This is a genomic window from Streptomyces sp. NBC_01689 (genome assembly GCF_036250675.1).
Lineage (GTDB): Bacteria > Actinomycetota > Actinomycetes > Streptomycetales > Streptomycetaceae > Streptomyces.
Genome location: NZ_CP109592.1, coordinates 7,073,384 through 7,085,780, shown reverse-complemented (window position 1 = coordinate 7,085,780; position 12,397 = coordinate 7,073,384). Strand labels below are relative to the sequence as shown.

The window sequence follows — 12,397 nt, the reverse complement described above, 5'->3', positions numbered from 1 at the left end:
GGGCACCCGGTGTCACTCCCCCGTGGCTCCGGTGGGCTGTCCCGTGCCGTCCGCGATGCTCTCGTGGTGCCGGATGACCTCGGCGATGATGAAATTCAGCAACTTTTCCGCGAAGGCCGGATCCAGCTTGGCGTTCTCGGCCAGGCGGCGCAGCCGGGCGATCTGCTGGGCCTCGCGGGAGGGGTCGGCGGGCGGGAGCTGGTGGGCCGCTTTGAGGTGGCCGACCTGCTGGGTGCACTTGAAGCGTTCGGCGAGCATGTGGACGACGGCGGCGTCGATGTTGTCGATGCTGTCGCGCAGCCGGGCGAGTTCGGCGCGGACGGCGGTGTCGGCCTCCGGGCCGGGGGTGGCGGGGGTGTCGCCGGTGGGGTGGCCGGTCGCGTCGCCGGTGTCGTGGGTCGCGTCGCCGGTGAGGCCGGTCGCGTTGCCGGTGTTGCTGGTGGTCATGGTCGACCAGCCTACGTGCCGGACGGGGGGCCGGTCGTGGGCGGATCGTCGGGGCCGGGGGCGGCGGTGCGGTCCGGGGCGGGGCCGAGGTCGGCGGCCGTGCGGGCGCCGGGGCCGGGGACGTGGTCGACGCGGGTGGTGGCGGACGGGGTGCGGCCCTGCTGGGCGCGGAAGCGGACGGGAGCGATGCCGACACGGCGGGTGAACAGGCGGGAGAAGTAGGCGGGGTCGTCGTAGCCGACGCGCCGGGCCACGGCCGCGACGGGGAGGTCGGTGGCGGCGAGGAGTTCCTTCGCGCGGCCGAGCCGGACGGCGAGGAGGTACTCCTTGGGGCTGCGGCCGGCGGCGCGGCGGACGGCGCCGCGCAGTTCGGCGGTGGTCATGCCGTTGCGGGCCGCGTGTTCGGCGACGGACAGTGGCTGGAAGGCGTCGCGGGCCAGGGCATGCAGGACCGGGTCGTCGTCGGGTGCGAGGCCGGCGCGGGCGCGGCGCAGCACGACGAGGAGCTCATGGACGGCGGCGCCGGTCTCGACCTCCATGAGGGGGTTGCCGCGGCGGGTGGCGCGGGCGATACGGGCGACGGCGGCGCGGGCGCCGGCCGCGTCGGAGAGGGGGACGACGGGGCGGTCCGGTTCGATGTGGCCGAGTTCGGTGTAGGCGGCGGTGGCGGGGCCGGTGAAGTCGACGAAGCACTCGTCCCAGCTGGGGTCGGGGCCGTAGTGGTGGGGGACGCCGGGGGTGAGCCAGAGCAGGGCGGGCGCGGTGACGGTGTGGCGGTGTCCGCCCGGGTCCTGGAACCAGCCGCTGCCCGCGCTGACGACGACGGCGACATGGTGGTCGAGGGTGCGCGGTCCGACGGGGGGCAGTTCGCCGTGCTGGAGGCCGACGCCGAGGCAGGCGAGGCCGAGGCGGTGGTGGACGGGGGCGGGGGTGAGGTACCGCATCCAGGTGTGGTGCATCCGCCGTCCTTCCGCCGGTGCGGCCGGTGCGGCCCAGCCGGCCCAGCCGTTGCGGCCGGTGTCGCGATTCGGTCCAACCAGAGGTGATCTTTGTCCATGGACGGGGTCGCCGCCAGGGGGTGAGGGTGGGCCCATGAGCGAGTTCACGGTGGGGGACACGGATTTTCTGCTGGACGGGCGGCCGGTGCGGCTGCTGTCCGGGGCGCTGCACTACTTCCGGGTGCGTGAGGAGCAGTGGGGGCACCGGCTCGGGATGCTGCGGGCGATGGGGCTCAACTGCGTGGAGACGTACGTCCCGTGGAACCTGCACGAGCCGCGGCCGGGTGTGTTCCGTGATGTGCGGGCGCTGGGCCGGTTCCTGGACGCGGCGCGGGAGGCGGGGCTGTGGGCGATCGTGCGGCCCGGCCCGTACATCTGCGCGGAGTGGGAGAACGGCGGGCTGCCGCACTGGCTGACGGGCCGGTGGCGTACCCGGGACGAGGAGTATCTGCGGCCGGTGGAACGCTGGTTCCACCACCTGCTGAAGGAGATCGTGCCCCGGCAGGCCGACCGGGGCGGTCCGGTGCTGATGGTGCAGGTCGAGAACGAGTACGGCAGTTACGGGTCCGACCAGGTGTATCTGCGGCGTCTGGCCGAGGTGCTGCGTGCCGAGGGGGTGAGCGTCCCGCTGTTCACCTCGGACGGTCCCGAGGACCACATGCTCGGCGGGGGTTCGGTCCCGGGGGTCCTCGCGACGGTCAATTTCGGCTCTCGTGCGCGTGAGGCGTTCGGGGAGCTGCGCCGGCACCGGTCCGAAGGGCCGCTGATGTGCATGGAGTTCTGGTGCGGCTGGTTCGACCACTGGGGCGGTGAGCATGTCGTACGGGATCCGGGGGACGCGGCGGACGCGCTGCGCGAGATCCTGGAGTGCGGGGCGTCGGTCAATCTCTACATGGCGCAAGGCGGGACGAACTTCGGGGGCTGGGCGGGTGCGAACCGGGGTGGCGGGGCGCTGCACGAGGGGCCGCTGGAGCCGGATGTGACGTCGTACGACTACGACGCGCCGGTCGACGAACTCGGGCGGCCCACCGAGAAGTTCTGGCGGTTCCGGGAGGTCCTCGCGCCGTACGCCCAGGGCCCGCTGCCGGACCTGCCGCCGGCCCCGGCGTCGCTGGGCGCGTCCGCGGCCGTGGATCTGCGGGAGTGGGCCCCGCCGGACGACGTGCTGGAGGCACTCGGCGGCCCGGAGGGCGAGTACGCCGTCCCTCCGGACTTCGGTGAACTGGACGTGGACCGGGGCCTGGTCAGGTACGAGCTGACCGTGCCGGGGCCGCGGGCATCGTACCCGCTGCGGCTGCGCGGGCTGCGGGACCTGGCGGTGGTGTACGTCGACGGGACGGCGGCCGGGGCGCTGACGGAGGAGGACCCGGAACTCGCGGAGCCCGTGGCGGGAGGCGCGCGGGTGGAGATGTGGGTGGAGTCGCTGGGCCGGGTCAACTACGGTCCGCGGTCCGGCGAGCAGAAGGGCATCACCGGGGGTGTGCTGCACGAGCGGCAGTATCTGCACGGGGTACGCGCCCGGGGGCTGCGTCTCGACGCGTTCGACGGCGGTGTCGGCGGGGTGCCGTTCACCCGGTCGCCCGGGAACGGCGCCCGTGGACTGCACCGCGGCACGGTGGAGGTCACCGGCGCCGGGGACGCCCTCCTCGATCTTCCGGGCTGGACACGGGGGTTCGTGTGGATCAACGGGTTCAACCTGGGCCGCTACTGGTCGGCGGGTCCGCAGCGGTCGCTGTACGTGCCGGGACCGGTGCTGCGCGAGGGGACCAACGAGGTGTGGGTCCTGGAGTTGGAGGAGCCGGGCGGGGAGTCCTCCACCGGGCCGAGGCCGCCGGTGTTGCGCGTCCCGGAGCCGGCCGGCGCGCACGCCGCGTCCCCCGGCGCGCGGGACCCGGAGTAGACCCCGAGGCGGGGCGTCCGCCCGCGCACGGCGTACGGGCAGGGCGCGGGCGGGGTACGGCCAGGTACGGGGTGCGTCACCGGGCGCGGCGCGGGCACTCCTGACGCGACTCGGCACGGGCACTCGCGACAGGACCGGTGTGGCGTTCGCGACCGGAGTCGGCGCGGGCGTCCCTGACCGGAGTCGCGGACGCCCGCGCCGTGCACGGTGGCGGCCCGTCCCTACAGGGTGGACGCCGCCGAGGCTATGGCAGCCGCGAAGGTCGAGACCTCGCTGTACACGCCGGGGTACCCGGGCTCGGCGCAGCCCTGGCCCCAGCTGACGATCCCGACCTGGACGAACGCTCCGGAGTCGTCCTTGCGGAACATGGGTCCGCCGGAGTCGCCCTGGCAGGTGTCGACCCCGCCCTGCTGGACGAACCCGGCGCAGATCTCGTCACCGGGCACGAGGTCGCTGCCGTAGGCCTGCCGGCAGACGGCGTCGCTGACGAAGGGGACGGTGGCCTTGAGGAGGTAACGCTGCTGGGCGCCGCCCTCGCGGGTCGCGCCCCAGCCGGCGACGGTGAAGTTCCCGTTGTTGTACGCGGTGGTGGTGGCGATCTTCAGGGTGGGCTGCTCGATGGGTGCGGCGAGCTTGATGAGCGCCCAGTCCTTGCCCTTGCCGTTGTAGCCGGGTGCCTGGAGCACCTTCGTCGACCTGACCTTGATGGCACTGGTGCTCTGCAGGTCGACGACGCCGGCGGTGGCGGTGATGGAGGTGTTGGTGCCGGAGCCGTTCACGCAGTGCGCGGCGGTCAGCACGATCTGCTTGGTGTAGAGGGCGCCGCCGCAGCCCATGGAGAGCCGGACCATGAAGGGGAACTCGCCCTGGGCGGCGCGGGTTCCGCCGACGACGGGCGCGGGCGCGGCCTGTGCGGAGACGGGCTGGAGCGAAACGGCGGCGAGGGCGACGGCGCCGAGGGCGAGGAGTCTTCTGAGGCCCGTGAACTTCTTGGGAGACTTCAACGTGGTTCCTCTCGTGGGGGGTCGAGGCGTGGCGGTGGCACGCGTGACGCTCTCCGTGGTGCGCCGGGCCGCGTGAGCCGTGCGGAGCACGGCACGGGGTGCGGCACGACAGGGCGGAGATATGACATGCACCCGCCAATCCTTTGCCCATTGTTGGGACACCGGAGGGCCCCGGCAAGGACCGCTTTTCGGCCAGCCGCCTCCCGGCGCACGCCCCGCGCTCCCGCGACCGCACCCCCACGAGGGCGCGCACTCGCCCGGCCGCCCGGCCGGACCCGGCTTACAGTGGAGTGCGCAGGCCGGCGTCTTCAGGGGGTGCGGACGTGGCGAACGGCGGACCCGTCGAACACGGCTACCCGCACCTGGACACGGTGCGGGCCTCGATCACCGCGCTCTACAGACGGCTCTCGTGCGACACCGTGCACACCTTCGCGACCAGTGTGGCCCCCGCCGACGTGGCCTTCGGCGACGGCGACGACCTCCACCTGGGGGCCCAGCGGGTGGCCCGTGAGATGGTGCGCCACTACCGGCTGCCGGACGCCCGGATGATCATCGGCTTCCGCGAGATGACCCATGCGGCGAACGTCGAACTCACGGCGGGCCCCGAGTACTTCGTCGAACTCAACGACCGCTTCCGCACCCACCGCAGGGACATCGGCGCCGCGCTCGCCCACGAGGTGATGCACGTCTACCTGCACCGCCTCGACCTCTCCTTCCCCGGCACCCGCGACAACGAGATCCTCACGGACACCGCCGCGGCCTACCTCGGCGCGGGCTGGCTGCTGCTCGACGCCTACCGCGAGGACGCCGACTCCTCGCAGAAACTCGGCTACCTCACCCCGGAGGAGTTCGGCTACGTCCTCGCCAAACGCGCCCTGGTCTTCGGCGAGGACCCCTCCGTCTGGTTCACCAGCCCGCAGGCCTACACCGCGTACACGAAGGGCATGTCAAAGGCACGCGGCGACGGGCAGCAGCCCCCGCTGACCGCGGCCGGCTGGGCGGGCCGCCGCCGCTACGCGAGGGACCGGCGCCACGCCCAGGACCACCCCGCCCCCGGCCGGCACCCGGACGTCCCCTACGCGTTCACGCCGGACGGCCGCGGCCCGCTGCGCGTCTCCTTCCCCTGCCCGACCTGCCACCAGCGGATCAGGGTCCCGGTGAGAGGCCGGGTACGGGCGCGGTGCACCCTGTGCGGGACGGTGCTGGAGTGCGACACATAAGAGGAAGCCGCGGCGCGAGGGACGCGCGAGAGCCGCGAGGTGAGACAGAACACCCCAAAAGGCTTTGCCCCGGGCCTCCTTCAGGAGCGAGGCTCGAAGGATGAGCACGAACGACCCCGCGGCGCTTCTCCTCACCGCTGTGTACGAGGGTGACGGGGACGCGGTGGTACGGCTGCTGCGCTCCGGCGCGAGCCCGGAGTCGGCGGACCCGGACGGCGAGACGGCGCTGTATCTGGCGGCGGTCAGCGACCACCCGGACGTCGTACGGCTGTTGCTGGCCGCGGGCGCCGACCCGGACCGGCTCAGCCAGGGCACGGACGCGCCGCTGTGCGGGGCGGCCTGCGGCGGCCACACGACGGTGGTACGAGCCCTGCTGGCGGCCGGCGCGGACCCCGACCGCGTGGAGGGGTTCGGGTTCACCGCGCTGACCTGGGCGGTCCAGCGGGGCAAGGCCGCGGTGGTGACCGAACTGCTCGCGGCCGGCGCGGACCCCGACCGCCCGGGGCCGACGGGTGAGCCACCACTCGTGGCGGCGGCCCGTCGCGGCTCCCCCGGCTGCGTCCGCGCCCTCCTCCGGCGGGGAGCGCGGGACCGGTCCGCGGCGCTCGCCGAGGCGCACCGCTGGCTGACCGTCGACGTGGAGGCCGCCCTCCGCGCGAGCCTGGAGCGGACCCACGGCCCCGGTCTCCCCTCGGTCGTGCACCGGCACCCGGAGGACGGCGGAGTCACCGTCGAGGTCCAACTCCTCGGCCAGGACGGGCATCCGGTCTCCGGAGACGATCAGCAGACCGGGCACGCCGCCATCGTCACCCTCCTGGAGACGTCCCTCGGCATCACCGCGCCTGCCGCCGAACTCGCCGCCCGCGCCCTGCGCCACGGCGACCCCTCCGACGACGACTGGGGCGAGGCGGCGACGGTCCTGGGCCTGCGCGCCGACGAGGACACGTTCCGCGCGGCGGTGCTGTGGTGCCGCGGCACCGATCCGCTCCGGCAGGCCTTCGGGGCGGACGTGCTGGGCCGGTCCGGCGCGCCTCGCGGCCGGCAGGTGCTGCGCCAACTCGCCCGCGAGACCGGGCATCCCGTGGTCGCGCGGTCCGCCGTCGTCGCACTGGGCCGCCGCGAGGACCCGGCCGCGCTGCCCGAGGTCCTGCACCACGCCGGACATCCGGAGGCCGCGGTGCGCGCGGCGGTCGCCGACGCCCTGGCCGCCCTGCTGCCCGCGGGCCACTCCGAGGGCCTCGAACGGCTGCGCGCCCTGGCCGAGGACCACGACGCCGGGGTCCGCGCGCGGGCGGCAGGCGCGCTGACGGCGCTGGGCGCGCGGGGCTGACCGGCGGCGCGTTCATCGACGGCCCGGTGGATCTCCTGCTCCGGCACGGCGCTCACCTCCCCCGGCCCGTCCGCCGGTTCACCCCGGCGCGCCGCCCGCCCCGTACACCGCGCCGGGCGGCTGCGCGCGTGCGAGCAGCCGCCGGGCCGTCTCCCCGGCCTCCGAGGGGCTGCGGCGGGCGCCGCTGTCCGCGCCCGGCCCCGGCCGCCAGCCCTCCATGACCGTGATGCGGCCCCCCTCCGTCTCGAAGACGCGTCCCGTGACGCCGGCGCTCGCGTCCGCCCCCAGCCACACGACCAGCGGCGACACGTTCTCGGGCGCCATCGCGTCGAAGGAGCCCGCGTCCGGAGCCGCCATCGCCCGGGCGAAGACGCGTTCCGTCATCCGGGTGCGGGCGGCGGGCGCGATCGCGTTGACCTGGACTCCGTAGCGCCCCAGTTCGGCCGCGGCGACCAGGGTCAGCCCGATGATCCCGGCCTTGGCCGCGCTGTAGTTGCCCTGCCCGACCGAGCCCAGCAGTCCGGCCCCGCTGCTCGTGTTGACGATCCTGGCCCGCGGCGTCCGGCCCGCCCTCGTCTCCGCCCGCCAGTGCGCCGCCGCGTGCTTCAGGGGCAGGAAGTGCCCCTTGAGGTGGACGCGCACGACGGTGTCCCAGTCCTCCTCGTCGAGGTTGACGAGCATCCGGTCGCGCAGGAAACCCGCGTTGTTGACGAGGGTGTCGAGGCGTCCGTAGGTCTCCAGGGCGGTGCGCACCAGGGACGCGGCGCCCTCGGTGGTGGCCACGTCGCCGTCGTGGGCCACCGCCTCGCCGCCCGCCGCGCGGATCTCCGCCACGACCCGCTCGGCCGGGCCGTCCTTGCCCGGCGAGCCGTCCAGCCCGACCCCGAGGTCGTTCACGACGATCCGCGCGCCCTCGGCGGCGTACGCGAGCGCGTGCGCCCGGCCGAGGCCGCGCCCCGCGCCGGTGACGATCACGACCCGTTCCCGGCACAGCAGCGGTCCGCTCATCTCTCTCCTCCTGGTGGGCCCGAACGGCCCGTAGGGTCGGCCCTGTTGACGGTCGCGGCGTCGAGAAAGGCGGGCCGCTCCCCTCCCCCGTGGACGAGCAGCGAGGCCCCGCTGATGTAGGCCGCGGCGTCCGAGGCGAGGAAGACCGCCGCCTCACCGACGTCGTACGGTTCGGCGAGACGGCCGAGCGGGACGGTCCGGGAGACGGCGGCGACGCCGTCCTCGCCGCCGTAGTGCAGGTGGGACAGCTCGGTGCGGACCATGCCGACGACGAGGGTGTTGACCCTGACGGCGGGAGCCCACTCGACGGCCATCGAACGGGCCAGGTTCTCCAGACCCGCCTTGGCCGCCCCGTACGCCGCCGAACCGGGCGACGGGCGCGTCCCGCTCACGCTGCCGATCATCACGATCGAGCCGCCGGCCCGCCGGAGGTGCGCGTACGCGGCGAGCGAGGCGGTCAGCGGCGCGACCAGGTTGAGCGCGATCACGCGGGCGTGCCGCTCGGCGCCGGCGTCGGCCAGGGGGCGGTACGGGGCGCCGCCGGCGTTGTTGACCAGTACGTCGAGCCGGGGAAGCGCACCGAAGAAGGTGTGCACGGCGGACGGGTCGCAGAGATCGAGGGGGACGAACTCCACCCCCGGCACAGGTGTTCCGGGGGGCCTTCGGGCGCAGACCAGCACCGTCGCGCCCGCCCCCACGAAGGCCCGCGCGATCCCGGCGCCGACCCCGCGGGTCCCGCCGGTCACGACCACGGTCCGCCCGACGAGACCCGAGACCCCCGTGCCGTCCGTGCCGTCCACGTTGTCCACAGGGCCTCCCGCGCGGATGCATTCGCTGCTAGCTTCGACACTGCACCTAACAAACGTTTGGTGGGAAGGTAGCTGATGCGTCCATGGGTGTCTCCACCTCGTCGCCGGAAAACCGGATCTCCGTCGTCACGGTCGACTTCCCGCCGGTCAACGCGCTGCCCGTGCGCGGCTGGTTCGACCTGGCCGACGCCGTGCGGGCCGCGGGCCGCGACCCCGGGACGCACTGTGTCGTGCTGACCGCCGCCGGGCGCGGTTTCAACGCGGGCGTGGACATCAAGGAGATGCAGCGGGAGACGCGCGCGACCGCGGGCCACCGCGCGCTGGTCGGCGCCAACCGCGGCTGTTCCGAGGCCTTCGCGGCGGTCTACGAGTGCGAGGTGCCGGTCGTCGCGGAGGTCCACGGATTCTGCCTGGGCGGCGGGATAGGACTGGTGGGGAACGCGGACGCGATCGTGGCGAGCGAGGACGCCACCTTCGGCCTGCCCGAGCTGGACCGCGGCGCCCTCGGCGCGGCCACCCACCTGGCCCGCCTGGTCCCGGGGCACCTGATGCGCGCGCTGTACTACACCGCGCGCACGGCGACCGCGGCCGAGCTGCACGCGCACGGCTCGGTGTGGAGGGTCGTACCGCGCGCGCGGCTGCGGGCCGCGGCCCTGGAGCTGGCGCGCGAGATCGCCGCCAAGGACGGCGAGCTGATCAGACTCGCCAAGGCCGCCCTCAACGGCATCGACCCCGTGGACGTGCGCCGCAGCTACCGCTTCGAACAGGGATTCACCTTCGAGGCGAGCCTCAGCGGGGTGGCCGACCGCGTCCGGGACACGTTCGGCCGGGAAGCCCCGGCTCGCGGGGACGCGGATCACGGGGACGTGCATCACGGCGAAGCGGATCGCGGGGACGCGCATCACAAGGGCGCGGGTCACGGGAAACAGGAGGCCGGCCGGTGAGCGACAAGACCATGTCGGCGGACGAGGCCGTCGCCCGGCTGGAGAGCGGGATGACGCTGGGCATCGGCGGATGGGGCTCGCGCCGCAAGCCGATGACCCTGGTCAGAGCGCTGCTCCGCACCGATGTCACCGACCTCACCGTCGTGTCGTACGGCGGCCCGGACGTCGGTCTGCTCGCCGCGGCGGGCCGGATCCGCAGGCTGGTCACCGCCTTCACCACCCTCGACTCCATCCCGCTCGAACCGCACTACCGCGCGGCGCGCGAGCGCGGCGCCTTCGCGCTGACGGAGGTCGACGAGGCGATGTTCATGTGGGGCCTGCACGCCGCCGCCAACCGGCTGCCCTTCCTGCCGGTGCGCGCCGGCATCGGCTCGGACGTGATGCGGGTCAACCCCGGTCTGAGGACGGTCACTTCCCCGTACGAGGACGGGGAGACCCTGGTCGCCATGCCCGCGCTGCGAATGGACGCGGCCCTGGTCCACATGAACCGCGCGGACCGCGCGGGCAACGGCCAGTACCTCGGCCCGGACCCGTACTTCGACGACCTGTTCTGCGAGGCGGCCGACACGGCGTACGTCTCCTGCGAGCAGCTCGTCGACCATCTCGGCACCACCGCGCTCGGCAAGGAGACCGCGCCGCAGACGCTGCTGCTCGACCGGTCGGCCGTGACGGGTGTCGTGGAGGCGCCGAACGGCGCGCACTTCACCTCGTGCGCCCCCGACTACACACGCGACGAACCCTTCCAGAAGCTGTACGCGGCCACTCCGTACGAACAGTTCGCCGAGCGCTTCCTCGCCGGCGACGAAGAGGCCTACCGGTCCGCCGTGCGGACCTGGCACGAGGAGCGGGGATGAGCCCGGCCCCCGCGGTGACCCGCGCCGAGTACTGCGTGATCGCCTGCGCCGAGGCCTGGCGCGACGACGGCGAGGTACTCGCCAGCCCGATGGGCACGATCCCGTCCATCGGTGCCCGCCTGGCGCGGCGCACCTTCTCCCCCGACCTGCTGATGACCGACGGCGAGGCCCTGCTCGTCGGTCCCGACGGCACACCCGAGGGCTGGCTGCCCTACCGCCGGCACCTCACCGCGGTGACCGGCGGACGCCGGCACGTGATGATGGGCGCGAGCCAGATCGACCGGTTCGGCAACCAGAACATCTCCTGCGTCGGGGACTGGGAGCGGCCCCGGCGCCAGCTGCTCGGCGTGCGGGGCGCACCCGTCAACACACTGAACAACCCGACCAGTTACTGGATCCCGAAGCACTCCCGGCGGGTCTTCGTCGAGCGGGTCGACATGGTGTGCGGGGTGGGGTACGACCGGGCCGCCGCCGCGGGTCCGAGCGCGACCCGCTTCCATCGCATCCCCCGCGTGGTGACCGATCTCGCCGTCCTCGACTTCGCCACGCCCGACCGTTCCATGCGCCTGGCCTCCCTGCATCCGGGCGTCACGGTGGAGGAGGTGCGGGAGGCCACCGGCTTCGGGCTGTCCGTGCCCGCGGAGGTGCCGTACACCCGCGAACCGACGGCGCTGGAGCTGGAGTTGATCCGTACGGTGATCGACCCGGGCGGTGCCCGGGACCGCGAGGTCGCGGGGCCGGTCCCGCGCGCCGGGGAGGGCGGGCGCTGATGGAGACCGCGCTCACCCGGCTCGTCGGCGTCCGTCACCCGGTCGTGCAGACCGGCATGGGCTGGGTCGCGGGACCCCGGCTGGTCTCCGCGGCGGCGAACGCCGGGGCGCTGGGCATCCTGGCGTCCGCGACGATGACCCCCGCCCGGCTGCGGGACGCGGTGCGCGAGGTCAGGTCCCGTACGGACGCGCCGTTCGGGGTGAACCTGCGGGCCGACGCGGGGGACGCCGGCGAGCGGGTGCGGATCGTCGTGGAGGAGGGGGTGCGGGTCGCGTCGTTCGCCCTCGCGCCCTCCCGAGAGCTGATCGCCGAGCTGAAGGAGGCGGGTGTGGTCGTCGTGCCCTCCGTCGGGGCGCGCCGGCACGCGGAGAAGGTGGCCGCGTGGGGCGCGGACGCGGTGATCGTGCAGGGCGGCGAAGGCGGCGGACACACCGGCGAGGTGGCGACGACGGTGCTGCTGCCGCAGGTGGTGGACGCCGTGGACATCCCGGTGGTGGCCGCGGGCGGATTCCACGACGGGCGGGGGCTGGTCGCGGCGCTCGCGTACGGGGCGGCGGGCGTCGCGATGGGGACGCGGTTCCTGCTGACCTCCGACTCCGCCGTCCCGGACGCGGTGAAGGCGGCGTATCTGGCGGCCGGGGTCGGGGACGTCACGGTGACCCGGGCCGTCGACGGGCTGCCGCACCGCATGCTGCGTACGGACTTCGTCGCCTCCCTGGAGCGGGCCGGCCGCGCGCGAGCGCTCGTGCGGGCCGCACGCCGGGCCGGTGCCTTCCGGCGGGTGTCCGGCCTCTCCTGGCCCCGGATGGTCCGCGACGGCCTCGCCATGAGACACGGCAGGGATCTGACCTGGAGCCAGGTGCTGCTCGCCGCGAACACGCCGATGCTGCTCAAGGCGGCGATGGTGGACGGACGGACGGATCTGGGGGTGATGGCGTCGGGGCAGGTCGCGGGGGTGATCGACGATCTGCCGTCCTGCGCGGAGCTGGTGGAGGGGCTGATGGCGCAGGCGGACGAGGTCCTCCGGGGTCTTTCGGCACCCAGCACATCCACCCGGACAGGTATGCGTACGGGCCATGACCGAGACGCCGAGCATGCGTGAGGCCCGCGCC

Annotated in this window: 12 protein-coding genes; 7 read left to right on the top strand and 5 right to left on the bottom strand. The window is 74.3% G+C overall.

Features of this window, described 5'->3' with window-relative positions; genetic code table 11:
* Window positions 1-12: 12 nt before the first annotated feature.
* Window positions 13-447, bottom strand: a complete 435-nt coding sequence (locus OG776_RS30265) for a chorismate mutase (protein WP_329322850.1) — start codon at window positions 445-447, stop codon at window positions 13-15.
* An 11-nt stretch (window positions 448-458) separates the two neighbouring features.
* Window positions 459-1,406, bottom strand: coding sequence for a helix-turn-helix transcriptional regulator (locus tag OG776_RS30260; protein ID WP_329322848.1), 948 nt, complete (start codon window positions 1,404-1,406; stop codon window positions 459-461).
* Between the two features lie 133 nt (window positions 1,407-1,539).
* Here OG776_RS30260 and OG776_RS30255 point away from each other — a divergent pair, with 133 nt between their 5' ends.
* A complete protein-coding gene (locus OG776_RS30255; protein WP_329322847.1) occupies window positions 1,540-3,345 on the top strand; it encodes a glycoside hydrolase family 35 protein in 1,806 nt (601 codons plus the stop codon).
* 221 nt (window positions 3,346-3,566) lie between these two features.
* Here the strand turns inward: OG776_RS30255 and OG776_RS30250 are convergent, their stop codons facing one another.
* Entirely contained in the window at window positions 3,567-4,349 is a 783-nt protein-coding gene (locus OG776_RS30250) for a S1 family peptidase (RefSeq protein ID WP_329322845.1), read from the bottom strand.
* A 323-nt stretch (window positions 4,350-4,672) separates the two neighbouring features.
* Between OG776_RS30250 and OG776_RS30245 the strand changes: the two genes are divergently transcribed.
* The gene (locus OG776_RS30245; RefSeq protein WP_148013509.1) at window positions 4,673-5,569 is read left to right on the top strand and encodes a hypothetical protein; all 897 of its coding nucleotides are present in this window, start codon (window positions 4,673-4,675) and stop codon (window positions 5,567-5,569) included.
* 100 nt (window positions 5,570-5,669) lie between these two features.
* Complete coding sequence (locus OG776_RS30240) at window positions 5,670-6,899, top strand: ankyrin repeat domain-containing protein (RefSeq protein ID WP_329322844.1); 1,230 nt, start codon at window positions 5,670-5,672, stop codon at window positions 6,897-6,899.
* A gap of 78 nt (window positions 6,900-6,977) precedes the next feature.
* On the opposite strand, the gene OG776_RS30235 is transcribed toward OG776_RS30240, so the two are convergent.
* Entirely contained in the window at window positions 6,978-7,907 is a 930-nt protein-coding gene (locus tag OG776_RS30235; RefSeq protein WP_148013511.1) for an SDR family oxidoreductase, read from the bottom strand.
* Window positions 7,904-8,716, bottom strand: coding sequence for an SDR family oxidoreductase (locus OG776_RS30230; RefSeq protein ID WP_329322843.1), 813 nt, complete (start codon window positions 8,714-8,716; stop codon window positions 7,904-7,906). The genes OG776_RS30235 and OG776_RS30230 overlap by 4 nt, the downstream gene beginning before the upstream one ends.
* Window positions 8,717-8,799: 83 nt before the next feature.
* On the opposite strand from OG776_RS30230, the gene OG776_RS30225 reads away from it, so the two are divergent.
* From OG776_RS30225 to OG776_RS30210, 4 genes are read left to right on the top strand one after another with little or no spacing between them, the layout of a single operon-like run.
* The gene (locus tag OG776_RS30225) at window positions 8,800-9,660 is read left to right on the top strand and encodes an enoyl-CoA hydratase family protein (protein ID WP_329322842.1); all 861 of its coding nucleotides are present in this window, start codon (window positions 8,800-8,802) and stop codon (window positions 9,658-9,660) included.
* Entirely contained in the window at window positions 9,657-10,514 is an 858-nt protein-coding gene (locus OG776_RS30220; RefSeq protein ID WP_329322840.1) for a CoA transferase subunit A, read from the top strand. The genes OG776_RS30225 and OG776_RS30220 overlap by 4 nt, the downstream gene beginning before the upstream one ends.
* Window positions 10,511-11,284, top strand: a complete 774-nt coding sequence (locus OG776_RS30215; protein WP_329322839.1) for a CoA-transferase subunit beta — start codon at window positions 10,511-10,513, stop codon at window positions 11,282-11,284. The genes OG776_RS30220 and OG776_RS30215 overlap by 4 nt, the downstream gene beginning before the upstream one ends.
* Window positions 11,284-12,387, top strand: coding sequence for an NAD(P)H-dependent flavin oxidoreductase (locus OG776_RS30210; protein ID WP_329322838.1), 1,104 nt, complete (start codon window positions 11,284-11,286; stop codon window positions 12,385-12,387). The genes OG776_RS30215 and OG776_RS30210 overlap by 1 nt, the downstream gene beginning before the upstream one ends.
* Window positions 12,388-12,397 lie beyond the last annotated feature (10 nt).